11 protein-coding genes are annotated in these 15,283 nt (G+C 40.2%); 7 read left to right on the top strand and 4 right to left on the bottom strand.

Features of this window, described 5'->3' with window-relative positions:
- Positions 1–11: 11 nt before the first annotated feature.
- The 7 genes from ACOFKR_RS06755 to ACOFKR_RS06785 are packed head-to-tail and all read left to right on the top strand — an operon-like array spanning position 12 to position 6,566.
- Positions 12–1,163: a Gfo/Idh/MocA family protein gene (locus ACOFKR_RS06755; protein WP_419803260.1), complete on the top strand. Its 1,152-nt coding sequence runs from the start codon at positions 12–14 to the stop codon at positions 1,161–1,163.
- 13 nt (positions 1,164–1,176) lie between these two features.
- Positions 1,177–2,229 carry a sugar phosphate isomerase/epimerase family protein gene (locus ACOFKR_RS06760; protein ID WP_419803261.1) on the top strand — a complete coding sequence of 351 codons (1,053 nt, stop codon included), beginning with the start codon at positions 1,177–1,179 and terminating at the stop codon, positions 2,227–2,229.
- Positions 2,230–2,244: 15 nt separating this feature from the next.
- On the top strand, positions 2,245–2,679 hold the full coding sequence (locus tag ACOFKR_RS06765; protein ID WP_419803262.1) for a c-type cytochrome: 435 nt from the start codon (positions 2,245–2,247) through the stop codon (positions 2,677–2,679).
- Between the two features lie 31 nt (positions 2,680–2,710).
- On the top strand, positions 2,711–3,955 hold the full coding sequence (locus tag ACOFKR_RS06770) for a nucleoside permease (protein WP_419803263.1): 1,245 nt from the start codon (positions 2,711–2,713) through the stop codon (positions 3,953–3,955).
- Complete coding sequence (locus tag ACOFKR_RS06775; RefSeq protein ID WP_419803264.1) at positions 3,945–4,832, top strand: hydroxypyruvate isomerase family protein; 888 nt, start codon at positions 3,945–3,947, stop codon at positions 4,830–4,832. Before ACOFKR_RS06770 ends, ACOFKR_RS06775 begins: the two co-directional genes overlap by 11 nt.
- 44 nt (positions 4,833–4,876) lie before the next feature.
- Positions 4,877–5,749: a sugar phosphate isomerase/epimerase family protein gene (locus ACOFKR_RS06780; protein WP_419803265.1), complete on the top strand. Its 873-nt coding sequence runs from the start codon at positions 4,877–4,879 to the stop codon at positions 5,747–5,749.
- A 43-nt stretch (positions 5,750–5,792) separates the two neighbouring features.
- On the top strand, positions 5,793–6,566 hold the full coding sequence (locus tag ACOFKR_RS06785; RefSeq protein WP_419803266.1) for a 3-keto-disaccharide hydrolase: 774 nt from the start codon (positions 5,793–5,795) through the stop codon (positions 6,564–6,566).
- Between the two features lie 143 nt (positions 6,567–6,709).
- Here ACOFKR_RS06785 and ACOFKR_RS06790 read toward each other — a convergent pair whose 3' ends face one another.
- The 4 genes from ACOFKR_RS06790 to ACOFKR_RS06805 all read right to left on the bottom strand — a co-directional run bounded on the left by ACOFKR_RS06790 (position 6,710) and on the right by ACOFKR_RS06805 (position 15,271).
- Positions 6,710–8,242 (bottom strand): FG-GAP repeat domain-containing protein, encoded by a 1,533-nt coding sequence (locus ACOFKR_RS06790; RefSeq protein WP_419803267.1) that lies wholly within the window; start codon positions 8,240–8,242, stop codon positions 6,710–6,712.
- Between the two features lie 203 nt (positions 8,243–8,445).
- The gene (locus ACOFKR_RS06795) at positions 8,446–9,765 is read right to left on the bottom strand and encodes a vanadium-dependent haloperoxidase (protein ID WP_419803268.1); all 1,320 of its coding nucleotides are present in this window, start codon (positions 9,763–9,765) and stop codon (positions 8,446–8,448) included.
- Positions 9,766–9,772: 7 nt separating this feature from the next.
- Entirely contained in the window at positions 9,773–13,348 is a 3,576-nt protein-coding gene (locus ACOFKR_RS06800; protein ID WP_419803269.1) for a VCBS repeat-containing protein, read from the bottom strand.
- Positions 13,349–13,429: 81 nt separating this feature from the next.
- Positions 13,430–15,271: a RagB/SusD family nutrient uptake outer membrane protein gene (locus tag ACOFKR_RS06805; RefSeq protein WP_419803270.1), complete on the bottom strand. Its 1,842-nt coding sequence runs from the start codon at positions 15,269–15,271 to the stop codon at positions 13,430–13,432.
- Between the last annotated feature and the right edge of the window lie 12 nt (positions 15,272–15,283).

The raw sequence follows: 15,283 nt of genomic DNA on the forward strand, positions 1-15,283 counted from the left end.
ACAATAGGTACATGAAGTTGAAATTAGGAATGATTGGCGGCGGGCAAGGTGCATTTATCGGTGCTATTCATCGTATTGCCGCCCGGATGGATAATCAATATGATTTGGTTTGCGGCGCATTCAGCAGTGATCCTGAAAAGTCAAAAGCCAGCGGTTTATTGTTAGATATTAAGGAAAACAGGATTTACAACTCCTGGCAGGAACTAATTGAACAGGAAAAGCAGCTGCCCGAATCAGAACGAGTGCAGGTAATTAGTATTGTTACGCCAAACCATGTCCATTTTGCACCTGCAAAAACAGCATTGCAAAACGGTTTTCACGTGATACTGGACAAGCCTGCGACTTTTTCTCTGCAAGAAGCAAAAGAACTACAGCAGATTATCGATCAAACCGATAATCTGCTTTGTTTAACACATACCTATACCGGTTATCCAATGGTAAAAGAAGCAAAGCAACTTGTAAAATCAGGCAAAATTGGTAAAATAAGAAAAATTTATGTTGAATATCCGCAAGGCTGGTTAAGTAAATTTGAAGAAGGTAGCGAGAATAAGCAGGCCTCCTGGCGTACTGATCCAACCAAGAGCGGTATTGCCGGTGCCATGGGCGATATTGGTACACATGCTTTTAACCTATGCGAATATGTTTCTGGTTTAGAGATTACAAAGCTTTGTGCAGATATAAATATTGTGGTAGAAGGTCGGCAATTAGACGATGACGGTGCTGTTTTATTAAAATTTAACAATGGTGCAAGCGGTGTTTTAATAGCTACTCAGGTTGCTGCTGGAGAAGAAAACAACGTTAAAATCAGGGTTTATGGTGAAAATGGCGGTATTGAATGGCAACAGGCCGATGCTAACACGCTAAAAGTCATGCAGCTGGATCAACCGGTAGAAATATGGCGAACAGGCGGTGGGTATACCAGTTCTTTCGCACAGCAAAACACACGTACGCCGGCCGGTCATCCCGAAGGATATCTGGAGGCTTTTGCCAATCTTTATAAAAACTTCGCTTTAACAGTAAAAGCTAAAATTGAAGGCCGTACAGCATCCTTAGAAAACCTGGACTTTCCGGGAATTGAAGAAGGTGTACGCGGAATGGCTTTTATCGAAAATGTAATTGCTTCGGGAAAATCTACAGAAAAATGGATTGACTTCAGCGTCTAAACAAATAAATAATATGACTACTTTATTAGGTCCTGGTATATTTTTAGCACAATTTATCGGAGATCAGGCCCCATTTAACACATTGGACGGGATTTGCAAATGGGCCGCGGATTTAGGTTTTGCAGGGATACAGATGCCTACCAACAATGCTTCTTTTATCGACCTAAAACTGGCGGCAGAAAGTCAGACTTATGCCGATGATCTAAAAGGGAAAGTAAACAGTTATGGCTTGCAGATCACCGAACTTTCAACGCATTTGCAAGGACAATTGATAGCTGTAAATCCGGCTTATGATACTTTGTTTGATGCATTTGCACCGGCTCAGTACAAAAACAACCCCAAAGCACGAACAGAATGGGCCGTTCAGCAATTAAAATATGCCGCAAAAGCTTCTCAAAACTTAGGTCTGAAAGCACATGCTACTTTTAGCGGTGCATTGTTATGGCCAATGGTTTATCCCTGGCCGCAACGTCCTGCCGGTTTGGTTGAGGAAGGTTTTACAGAATTGGCCAATCGCTGGCTGCCGGTTTTAAATGAGTTTGATGCTTGCGGAATCGATCTGTGTTATGAAATACATCCCGGGGAAGATTTGCATGATGGTATAACTTATGAAATGTTCCTTGAAAAAGTGAACAATCACCCGCGTGCCTGTTTGCTATATGACCCTTCGCATTTTGTGCTGCAATGCCTGGATTATTTAACATATATCGATATCTACCATGAGCGCATCAAAATGTTCCACGTAAAAGATGCAGAGTTTAACCCAACCGGAAAACAAGGCGTTTATGGTGGTTATCAAAACTGGATAGATCGTGCAGGCCGTTTCCGTTCGCTGGGTGACGGTCAGGTTGATTTCAAAGCGATTTTCAGCAAATTGGCCGCTTATGATTATAAAGGCTGGGCTGTTTTAGAGTGGGAATGTGCCATCAAAAATCAGGAAGACGGGGCGCGTGAAGGTGCAGAATTTATCAAAAATCACATCATCAAAGTAACTGAAAAAGCTTTTGATGATTTTGCGGCTTCGGGAGCAGATGCTTCTTTTAACCGTACTTTATTAGGAATATAATTAATACAAATATCTATGAAAAAGACATTTATCATCTTGAGCCTGTGTGGCGTTATCGCTGCCTGCAGCAATAATAAATCAGACCAGAATGTAAGTAACGAAACTACTGCTCCTGCAGATCAGACTGCAAAATCAGCAGAAACCGCAACCAACACCAACGCAAGCAGCACAGGTACAACAGGATTGAGCAATGCCAATTCTAAAGGTGCACAGCTTATTGCTTCTTCAGATTGTTTAGGCTGCCATAAAGAACAGGAAAAATTAGTTGGTCCGGCTTACAAAGATGTTGCGGCCAAATATCCGCCAACAGAAGGAAATATTGATAAACTGGCCAAAAAAGTTATCTCTGGCGGAAGTGGTGTTTGGGGTGAAGTGCCGATGACGCCGCATCCAAATTTAGCTTTAAATGATGCCAAAGAAATGGTCAAATACATCTTATCGCTCAATTAATCCTTCAATCTAAACCTAAAACCAATTATATATGACGGCTGCCATTCGTACCAAGTTATCAGCAATGATGTTTCTGGAATTTTTTATCTGGGGATCTTGGTTTGTAACGCTTGGAACATTTTTGGGAAGTAATTTAAAGGCATCGGGAGCCGAGAGCGGGGCGGTTTTTTCAACTCAATCCTGGGGCGCAATTGTTGCACCGTTTATTGTTGGTTTGATCGCCGACCGTTATTTTAATGCAGAAAAAATACTTGGGATTCTGCATATTGCTGGTGCACTTTTGATGTATCAGCTGTATAATGCTGCTAACATCAGCGTATTTTATCCTTATGTGTTAGGTTACATGATTTTGTTTATGCCAACTTTAGCATTAGTTAATTCAGTGTCTTTTAACCAGATCGGAGATCCTGAAAAAGAGTTTTCGTCCATTCGCATTTGGGGTACAATTGGCTGGATTGCTGCCGGTTTATTAATAAGTTATATTTTCCATTGGGATTCTAAACAAGATACGGAGAACGGTTTGCTTAAAAACACTTTTCTGATGGCTGGTATTGCGTCGTTAGTTTTAGGCTTGTTCAGTTTTACACTTCCAAAAACTCCACCCAAAATAGATTCATCTGAAAAAGTAACGATTAGTGATGTTTTAGGTTTAGACGCATTACGTTTACTGAAAGACAAAAACTTCCTGATCTTCTTTATTTCTTCAATTCTGATCTGCATTCCGCTGGCATTTTATTACCAGAATGCGAACCTGTTTCTTTCAAACATTGGTGTGGATAATCCTACCGGTAAAATGACGATCGGGCAGGTTTCCGAAGTATTGTTCCTGTTGTTTATTCCGGTCTTCTTTTCCAGATTCGGGTTTAAAAAAACCATTTTGGTGGGTATGCTTGCCTGGGCAATCCGTTATGCTTTATTTGCTTATGGAAATTCCACCAATCTCAGTTTTATGTTGATTATTGGCATTGCGCTGCATGGAGTTTGTTATGATTTCTTCTTTGTATCCGGTCAGATTTATACTGATTCTAAAGCTGGAGAAAAATACAAAAGTTCTGCCCAGGGTTTAATTACGCTTGCAACCTATGGAGTTGGTATGCTAATTGGCTTTGCTGTGGCAGGTATGATAACAGATACTTACAAAGTAGCAGATGGTACAATTGATTGGAAAATGGTTTGGATTATTCCTGCCGGAATTGCTGCTGTAGTATTTTTATTATTTGCTTTTTTGTTCAATGATAAATCTAAATCAGAAATAAAAATCGCTGATGTTATCTAACCAAAACCGTCGTGCTGCCCTGAAAAATATTTTAGCAGGAACGGCAACTGTTGCTGCAGCAGGCAGCCTTGCTTCTTTTACAACCTCAAAAATGGAATCTGCTAATTTGGCGTTGAAAGGTAATATCAATCATTCTGTTTGCAGATGGCCTTACAATGAGTTTTCTTTAGATGAATTGTGTATTCAGGCCAAAAAAATCGGCATCAAAGGAATCGATCTGATCGGACCGAAAGAGTGGCCGATTTTGAAAAATCATGGCATGGATTCGCCGATGTGTAACGGTGCCGAAATCAGTTTAACAGAAGGTTTTAACAACAAAAAATACCATGAAATTTTAGTTAAAAACTATGCTGAAATAATCCCGCTGGTTGCAAAAGCTGGTTATACCAACCTGATTTGTTTCAGCGGAAGCCGGGCCGGGATGGACAATGAAACTGGCTGGAACAATTGTGTAGAAGGTTTAAAAAAAGTAATTGGGCTGGCCGAGAAGCATAAAGTTGTTTTGGTAATGGAACTGCTGAACAGCAAACGCGACCATAAAGATTATCAATGCGACCGCACTTCGTGGGGGGCAGAACTTTGTAAAAGATTAGGGTCAGAAAATTTTAAATTATTGTTTGATATTTATCACATGCAAATTGATGAAGGTGACATCATTCAAAATATCCGTGATTATAATCAATATATTGCCCATTACCATACCGGCGGCGTACCTGGCCGGAACGAAATTGACGACACACAGGAGTTGTACTATCCGGCAATCATGCGGGCCATTGTAAAAACCGGTTTTAAAGGATATGTTGCACAAGAATTTATCCCGAAGCAAAAAGACAAATTAGTATCGTTAAAAAAAGCAATCGAAATTTGTGATGTTTAAAAATATGGGGTAAAAATAGTATACTTCTTTTATCAGCCAAAATTATGATTACCAGAAAAAAATTTATAACCCAAACCGGTTTGGCCTCAGCCGCAGCTCTGCTGTTACCAAATGCACTGTTTGCAAAGCCTAAGTATAAAATAGGCCTGCAACTATATAGTTTACGTGATCAGATTGGTAACGATATTAAAGGCGTAATTGCCAAAGCGGCCAAAGCAGGTTATCAGGAGTTAGAAACTTTCGGTTATGATCCGAACAAAGGTTTTTTCGGTTTGAAGCCAAAAGAGCTAAAAGAAACATTGGCCGCAAATGGTATGACTACGCCGAGCGGACATTATGGCCTTGATTCTTATTTAGGGACAGCAAATCAAGAAGTTTTAAAAGTATATATTGATGTGGCAAAAAATGCTGGTCAGGATTATATAACCATCCCGTATATCGGTGCAGAATTGCGTAAAACAAAAGATGATTTTAAAAATCTTGCCGAAAAAATGAATTCAGCAGCAGAGATATGCAAAAAGTCAGGATTAAAGCTGGCTTATCACAACCATGATTTTGAATTTAAACCAATTGACGGAACAATGCTCTATGATGTTTTATTGAAAGAGACAGAACCTAAATTGGTAAGTTTTGAAATGGACATTTACTGGGTGGTTCGGGCAGGGCAGGATCCGGTACAGTTGATTGACCAGCATCCTGGCCGTTTTCACATGTGGCACATTAAGGATATGGATAAAAACAAGCCGGAGTTAAATACCGAAGTGGGCAGCGGAAGTATTGATTTTAAAAAGATTTTTACAAAAGCAAAAAAAGCTGGTTTGAAACATATTTTTATGGAACAGGAAAATTTCACCAATATCGATCCTTATAAAAGTATTGCCCAAAGTGCCCATTATATTAAAACCATATTGCTTTAATTGATTCTGTTTATTTAGAATACTTCTTTTATCAACCCAAATTATGCGTAAATTATTTTTATTGACCGTTGCTTTAACAGGAGGTTTTTTTATGGCCAATGCACAACAAACAGCGAAACATGAAGATACTGAGTTTTATGAACCTGTTCCTCCTGTAGTTACACCCGGTAAAACCAATTCCGAACCTCCTTCTGATGCAATAATATTGTTTAATGGTAATAACCTTAATCAATGGGTTACTACAGACGATAATAGTAAGCCGGCACAATGGACGGTAAGCGGCGATTATTTTACTGTTAAAAAAGGTACAGGTAATATTGAAACCAAACGCAAATTCAAAAATTACCAGTTGCATATGGAGTGGCGGATCCCGGCTAATATTACGGGTGAAGGACAAGCCAGAGGCAACAGCGGATTGTTTTTAGCTTCTACCGGCAAAGGCGATTCTGGTTATGAATTGCAGATTTTAGATAATTACAATAACAAAACGTATGTAAACGGACAAGCGGGCAGCATTTACAAACAATTTATTCCATTGGTAAATGCCAATAAAAAACCTGGTGAGTGGCAATCTTATGATGTAATCTGGCAGGAACCCACCTTCAATTCAGACGGAACTGTTAACACACCTGCCACAGTTACTGTTTTATTTAATGGCGTGCTGGTACAAAATCATGTCACTTTAAAAGGTGAAACGCTATATGTAGGGCAGCCAAAATATAAAGCTTACTCTGGAGGCGCACCAATAAAATTACAGGCACACGGTGATAAAAGTGAACCTGATAGTTTTAGAAATATCTGGATCAGGGATTTATAATCAGCGTTTTAAATGAGTTTGATTGTATCACATTATAAGGTATATACTTATGAGTAAGGTTGAAATATTATGAGACTGTAAACCGAAATTTATGCTGATAAAAACAGCATATTACAAAGCAATTTTTAACCGGATTGCTTTTTTTATGGCCTGTTTTTTCCTGTGTTCTCAAGTACAATAATCGGCTGGTTCATGTTCCAGTCCGGTTTAAAATCTTTTTGGTTGATCAAACTTCCGCCCATTGAAAAGTTTCCTAAAATCAAATCCGTAAAACCGTCCTGATTATAATCGCAAGTATCCATAGTGAGCCATCTTCCCTGATTGCTGACTGGGATTTTGTAAGGCGTAAATTGCAGGTTCCCGGTTTGTTCCAGATATTCAAAGCCTTCCGAAGGATCATTTTTAAAATCAGCAAAAAAAGAAATTACGGCAATATCTAATTTGCCATTGTTCTTAAAATCTGCCGCAATGGCTTTCGTACAGCCATCAATATGATAAAAAAACTGTTTTTTGAAGCTAAAATTACCTTGGTTGATAAAAATGTAAACACCATGATAGGGCTTTAAAACTTTGGAATAATCACTGTTATCACCAGCAGTATAAAGAATATCCGGACGACCATCGTGATTAAAATCGGCCAGCTGAAAACTGCTCGAACCATAAATCGGAGGAAAATGTAATACGTTTTTTGTGCTGAACCCTCCTTTATGATCATTTAAAAACAACCAGATCCCTTCATCAGCCTGCGCAAATAAACACATCAGATCCGGCCAGCCGTCATGGTTAAAATCATCGGAAACCAACTGCGTAGCACCCGGAACTAAACGGATCGGTAACTTTTTGAAGTGATGTCCGGGCTGTTGCTTCAGTAAATATAAGCCGCCCCGGTCATGCCCAAAACCGCAAACGGCATAATCCATCAGGCCGTCTTTATCAAAATCTGCCCGGACTGATTGCACGGCACGCGGCAAACTATCTGCATAAACCACTGGCTTTTCCTTTTTATTTAGGTTGTATTGAAGCACTTGTCCGTTCAACGCGTCAGTTGGTGGCAAGGTGCCAATACACGTAACGATTGCCTCATTGCTGTTTTTATCACCCCAAATAATGCCGGTTGCCGGTGAAGAAAGCGTAGTGAATAATTTAGGCTGCAACAATTTGTTCCAGCGATACAGGTTATTAGCCGCGTCTGCACTGTATATTTTTTGATCATTTGGGTTGAAGCCGACAAAGGTGGTTAAGGCAATGTTCTTTTGATCCGTCCAAACAGGTTTTTTTAAGCTGAAAATAGCCCAGTCTGTTTTGGTATTTTTATCTGGTTCCGGAAGTTTAAGTTTTTCGGGGGCTAATGTTTTGTAATAAGTTACAATTTTAGTCCAATCCGAAATGGAAATTTTAGAACTGCTAACGGCATACGTTTGGCCCATGTATGCTTCTAAGCCCAATTGTTTTGCCATAGCGGGCAATACGCCTTTTACCCAGGTATTTTTATCAATTAAATCTGGTGTAGGATATTGATGGCAGCTTTTGCAATACTTTTGCGCTAAAACCCCGCCATCTGCCACATCCTGTTCTGCTTGTTCTGCAGCAGTAGGCGGAGATTGATGGCAACTGCAAAAACCCAGCATCAACAAAATCAGTACGCAATTAGTAATGTTTTTTCTATATGACTTCATTAATATATGGTGAAAGGTTTTAAATTTATTCCGATGCTTCTTTTATCGGTATAAATTGGAGCAGTAAACTCTTACTAAAATTCTATTGATAAAAGAAGTATTGGCAATTTGTGGAAACCGGATCCTGCGTGATTACTAAAATATAATCAGCAGTACAGCGTTTATTATAATTTCTCAGCCTAAAAGTAGGCGCAAAATCGAAGCTAAATTTTTAATTTTTTAATAATATAATCACTAACTTTTTTACCCTGATCGGCACCCACATTCACACTGTTTAAATAATGTATGCCACCATAATACCGACTAACGGATGCTTCATCTGCTGCCTGGACGAAAGAATTATAATGCCGCTGCATACCAATATAGTGCAAATCACTGGTGTCCTGAAAAGCGAAATTATCGCCAAACAAACGCGTTAATATTACTGCTGCTGAGCGGGTGATGGTACTGTGGCCGCTTGGATATTCCGGAAAAGGAGGTGTTTGTAAGCGTGGCAGCCAGTTCGGGTCAATTTTATCATTGATAACCGTGACCGGCCGGATGTAATTGCTTTTGTATTTTTCCTGCCAGCAACAGATAAAAGAATCAAACATTGCCACAGAAGTAAGGGCATATGCCTGAGCCGTTTTTACTGCATCAGCATGGGATTTTTTGCAGGCAATGGCCGTAATGCCAATCCAGTGGCCACCAGGGGTGATTTTTTTATTGGCAAACATCATGTGGCCGGCATGTTCTACCACAAAAGGGTTATCATCCCAATAACGGGCGATGTCTTTTTGTTCCTGAGTAAGGTTTTTGCTTTGATTGTAAACATCTAGGTTTTGTTTAAAATAGATACTGTTTTTATCGGTACTAAATGGGGGGGGAGGCACGGGTGTGAACTGATCGGATGAATTGAGCACAAAAGTTTTCATCGTTCCCCAGCAATACTCCACGCCATCCATATAATCAGGCGCAGTAGGACGCCATTTTCCGGGGTCATTACTACCTAAAAACTTGGGCTTACCGCGTGTTTGCACGTAATTATCAACCATGGCCCGTTTCAAAACGTTATTCCCGATCGACTCGCCAAATGCAACAGAGCGGTTATAAGTGATCGAATCCATTTCCGCTTTAAACTGTCCGTAAACCTGATCTTCGTATTTTTTAACCGAATCTACCGAAAAAGTCAACTTGTGCACAACCGTAAAAAAGGCTTTGGTAGCTGCCAGCGTATAATTGTATTTTTTGCCTTGCTGCGGGCTTGGCACCGGATCAAAACCATTTAACTGGTTAGTGATAGAAACGTACTTAGGATCGGCATTTCGAAGGGCTTCGTAAGATGCCAGTGCCGAGTAAGCATAAATCCTGCTGGCAACCGGCGGCGTAAAAACATCATAAATAATCAGTTGCGTTAACTGATCTTCGTTTTGATTCAAAATATCGGTATTGCTAAGTTTATGGATTGCTTTGTTATTTTGTTTGCAGGCAGTGAACAAACAACAAGCTGAAAAAACAAGCAACAGGATCGGATTTGTTTTCATACAGTAATCAATTTAAATCAACGGTTCTGGTATGGCCGTTAGTATCTGTGATCTTAACGTTTTTCATTGTTTTATCCACCTTTAAAAAGCGACCCGATTGTGATAAAAAGGTTGCACCATAATAAAACTCTTGTTTGCTTACCATACTGTTTTTATAGGTTATTTTTGCGCTGATGTCTGCAGGCTGTAACATTATCGAGCCATCGTTTTTATTAAGTTGAAAGATTTTCAAATTGTCACGGTTTTGGCTGGCGGCCATTAAATACTTTCCGTTGCTGCTTTGCAGTTTTACCAATGCTTTGCCATTTCCGGGAAGATAAATACCACTTTGCAAAATAGACAAAGGTTTAAAGTTGCCTTTGCCATCGCCTTTTAAAATCAAACCATTAAAAGCATCATAACGGCCGGTAGAAACATCAGTACCATAATCATTACCATTAATAGCCACATCCAGGTTTCCGTCTCCGTCAAAATCATCAACCACAATACCGTTTAAAACAGATATTTGTGCTTCTTTTGGCAGTGGGATCAAAGTAAACTTACCATTGCCATCGTTTCTTACGTAGCAGGATTGCAGCATGTTTGCCTTTAGTCTTAAAGCGTCTTTTCTTTGTTCAGGCGATAAAATATCGTCCATTGTTGCCGTGGCGAAGGATTTATAATTGGTAAATTTCTTTTTCATGCTGATCATCTGCTTCAAAAGGTCATCCCGGATTTGCGCCGGAAATTCTTTTTTGTCCCCATTTTGATCTGGTAAAAACAGCGAAGGAATAGCTGCATAACTGCCATTCTTATCAAAATCTTTTGCCGTTATATAAACCGGATATTTATCGCTGGCCTGATATAAAGTGTTCAGCCCAACATTCCCGACAATATAATCCATACGGCCGGTATGCCTGAAATCCCCGGCTGCAATTGTGTTCCACCAGCCCAGATCGTTTTTTAAGCCGGTTGTTGTGGTTTCGTTTTTAAATATGCCATGCTCATTTTTCAGAAAGGTAATGGGCATCCATTCTCCGGCCACCACTAAATCCGGCCAGCCATCATTATTGTAATCGGTAAACAAAGCATCGCAAACCAATCCAATATTTTTTAAGCCGGGCGCAACCTGATTGGTCACATCGGTAAATTTTGCCAAACCGTTCTGGCTGTCATTCCGGAATATAAAGCTCGAAACCGGTTTTGGGTAATTCCAGGGATCAACCCGGCCAGACACAAATAAATCCAGCTTGCCATCGCGGTTGTAATCCAAAGCGCGTACGCAAAACTTGCTCGTCAGGTTTTTTGGTAACGTATTTACTGCCAAAGTAAAGTTGCCTTTTCCATCGTTCAGGTACAACCTGTCTTGATAAGCCGGGCTTTGCGGTGCATTGGCATAGCCGCCGCTGGCCACATATAAATCCGGTTTGTTATCACCATTGGCATCAAAAAGCAGCAAGCCTTCATCTTTAAAACTGAGGCCAATACTGTTTTTACCAGGGAAAAGTTGGCGTTGTACAAATTTGCCGCTGTGTTGTTGTAAGAAAATTTGAGCCGGATTTTGGGCATTTCCGCCGATAATAATATCCTCAAATCCGTTTCCGTCCACATCGCCAACCGCCAAAGCCGGTGTATATTCTGATAATTTGTGCGGTAATAATTTTTGTATGTTAAAATCTATAAAATCACTTTCTAAATGTTTGTACTTGATGCCAACAGAATCAGTCACTTCCTTAAACAAAGCATTTTTGGCGATTGCCGGTTGCTGCCAGGAGTAATTTTGGTGCGCATTACTGATGTTTACTTTCAAAACCTGATCGGCCTTTACTTCTTTTAGCACCTGTTTTTTACCATTCGGCCATTTAACTACAGCCGAATCGATCAAGTTGACACTTCCCAAACCAAAGTGTGCCATGTTTTGAACGGACGACAAATAACCGCGGTAAGGATTGTTCTCATAAACCTGCTGCTGCCCGTGGTTATAATAAATATTTACAAAAGCACCTAAACCATTGATGTTGTGACTGTTGCCTTTAAATTTGACCTGTAAAAAATGTGTTTTCCCCGGGTTTTTTGCGCGCGAAGTATTTTTATAGATCATCGCTTCATCATTGATATTATTGATGACCATGTCCATCGCGCCATCATTGTTCAAATCAGCATAAACCGCACCATTAGAAAAAGTTGGCGTAGCAAGTCCCCAGTCTTTACTTTCATCACTAAAAGTTAAATCACCCTTGTTTTGAAAAGCGTAGTTGTGCAGTTTCACTTCAGGTATTTTGTTCAGGATGTCTGTTTTTGCCGCAATCTGGAAAGCTTCGTTCCGGTAGGTTATAAAATCATGGTCGGTTACATCTTTCGGATAACCGTTGGTGATGACAATATCGCGGAAACCATCATTGTTAAAATCGGTAATCAGCGGGCACCAGCTCCAATCCGTTTGCGCAATGCCGCTCATAAAACTGATCTCACTAAAAGCCGGATTGCCAATAGAATCGTTTTGGCCAAGCTTTGGCCCGCGGTTAAGCTGCAATGTGTTCCTTACATACTGATATTGATATCCGTAAGCATCAAAATTTTGATAGGTTTGATAGCTGTTGGCACTCATCATCATCTTTTTCCGGTAGTTGTCTTCCGGGTTCATGTCCAGCTCAAAAACATCAGCTAAGCCGTCATTATTAATATCCTGAATATCCTGGCCCATGGCATTGGCAGAAGTATGTTTGAAGTATTGTTTTGCCCGATCGGTAAAAGTGCCATCATGGTTGTTGATATAAAGGATGTTGTTTGATAAAAAATCATCGGTAACGTAAATATCTTTCCATCCATCCTGGTTTAGATCAACAATGGTGGTAGCGTGTCCGTAACCTTCGGTTTTAATCCCGGCCTGCATCGATACATCATGAAAAACAGGATGACCAGCGGAAGGATTACTGTCGTTTCTGAATAATTTGCCTGTACTTCTGTGTGTGCCGTCTTTGATAATCGGGCGAAAGCGGTTTGGGTTATCGTTTGCCGAAGCTTCATTTACGGTGAGGTACATGTCCAGATCGCCATCATTGTCCATATCAAAAAAACTGGACATAGTAGATTGCAGGTGAATATCCAGGCCATATTCTTTGGCCATTTCTTTGAATCGGGGAATGCCATTTTTGTTATTTCCCTGGTTGATATAAAGCAAATTGCGCCTTTTGAGCGAATCCTTAAGCAATGTATTGCAAACGTAAATATCGGGCAAGCCGTCGTTATTTATATCGATAATGGCAACACCGCGCCCCCAGCGGCCGGCACCGCCCACACCAGACTGATCGGTAACATCTTCAAACTTAAAATCGCCTTTGTTGAGGTACAACTTGTTGGAAACCATATTACCGGTGAAGTAAATATCCGGCAACCCATCATTGTTAAAATCGCCGATACCTACACCGCCGCCATTGTAGATATTAACCACATCAAGCGGGTTGATGGAATCATTTTCGATGATACGGTTGTTGAAATGAACACCCGAATGGGAAGCAGGTATCTGCTCAAACAACGTGCTTCTTTTACAGGATAAAAAAGGGCAAAGCGCAGCAAAAATAAGCAGGTAAAAGAAGTATCGCATTTTATAAAATAACGTAATATGCTTTTAATAAAAAAGAGGTGAAGAAATTAATCTTCACCTCTTTTAAATATTTTAAATTAATTAATAACCAGGGTTTTGTTTGATATTTCCTTGCGTTATATCAATTTGTGCCTGTGGTATCGGGTACAATTCATTCTTTCCGGCTGTAAATTTAGCACCTTTTAACAAAGTTTGCGGAAAACTTGCAATACCGTTTTCGTGTGCAAGATAACTGTTCAATATACCTGCCATGTAGCCATTACCAGACGAACCGCCATAAATGCCGTCCCATCTTTGTAAATCAAAGAAGCGATGTCCTTCCATACCTAACTCTAATCTACGTTCAAAATGTACAGCTTCACGTGCATATGCCTGTCCGTTAGCCGTAAATTGTCCGGTGTACAAACCAACTTTATAATTTGCTGCATATTGAGAGTTATCTACGATCGGTTTTGTTGCATCTCCGGCCGTATAGCCTGTAACTCTGCCTTTAACCCAGTTTGATGTTGTAGCTGCACGGGCACGAACCATATTAACATATACTTCTGCCTGAGCTAAACTCCCAACTTCAACTTCAACCTCAGCAGCCCAAAGTATTACATCTGCATAACGAATAGCATTATACGCATTTGCAGTTGATTGATTTGGTGCCCAGCCACCGTAAGTATCACTATTAGTAGTTTGATTGGCTTTGTAATAAACATTTTTGATTGGGCTGTAAGGGCCACCATCTGCCTGATCGCGTGCCCAGGATGCACCCGGATGGATGCCCCAATCTAAATAAGGGATTCCTCTGCGGCCAACTGTATAATCTAACCTTGGATCAACAGGAGTAGTTTGATCCGGAAAATAAGTTATATCGCCGGCAACAACACCCTGGTCATTTTTCAAATCACTGTTGTTGTATGTATTAAACAAAGGTAAACCAGTAGTAGCATCAACTTTAAATGCATTTACAAAGCTAAATGAAGGCTGATAAAAACCACAGCAGGTAGCAGGGCCGCCTGATGGAAAATTTAGCACATCGCCACCATTACCATTAAATCCCAGTGCGTTGTCTCCAACCGATGTTTGTACCACAAAAATACCTTCCGGGCCGTTACGGGTTGCTGGATTGAAATTGTTTGCAAAAGGTTCTAAAGCATATTTTACTCCGGATGAATTGACACCATTTGCAATAATATCTGCCAATATTGGTTTTGCCTGTGTGTATTTATGGTCAAACATATATGCTTTTGCTAAAAAGGCTTCAGCGGCATATTTATTTGCACGACCAATCTGTGGTTGTGATGCAGGCAAATCAGCAGCTGCAGCAGCAAAATCTGCTTCAATTTTATCCCAAATTGGGCCGGGGTTACCTATATTAAAGTTATTGTTGTTATAAGTTACTTTCTCATCAGCATAAGGTACGTTTCTCCATATTTTTGCTAATTCAAAGTGGTAAAAACCGCGTAAAAAACGTGCTTCTGCTGTAACTTCTTTTGCGTAATCTGCACTTACAGACCCATCAGTAACTAATGGCAATTCACGAATTACATCGTTTGCACGTTGAATACCATTATACATTACCCGCCATTTTGGATCCAGATAATTATTTACCGAAGTAGCTGTATAACTTTCGATTTGTGCGGCACCAGGCTGGTCTCCAGGGGTAGAGCCTTTATGCGCATCATCGGCAGCAACACCACCATAAATCCAGTTGTTGGTCCCTGAAGTCCAAGGGTCAGCTGGTCCATCCTGCAAAACCCCATCAACTAATGAGTAAGCACCAATTAGCAAGCCGTCTACACCAGCTTTGCTTGCCAGCACACTTTGGTTTAAAGTGCCTGGAGGTGTTTTTTCAAGGAATTTTTTGCAGGAAATCGTTAATGCAATCACTGCAAAAGTTCCTGGAATAATAATTTTATATTTTAAATTCTTCATTTTGAAATTATT

Source organism: Mucilaginibacter sp., assembly GCF_965201005.1.
Taxonomy (GTDB): domain Bacteria; phylum Bacteroidota; class Bacteroidia; order Sphingobacteriales; family Sphingobacteriaceae; genus Mucilaginibacter_A.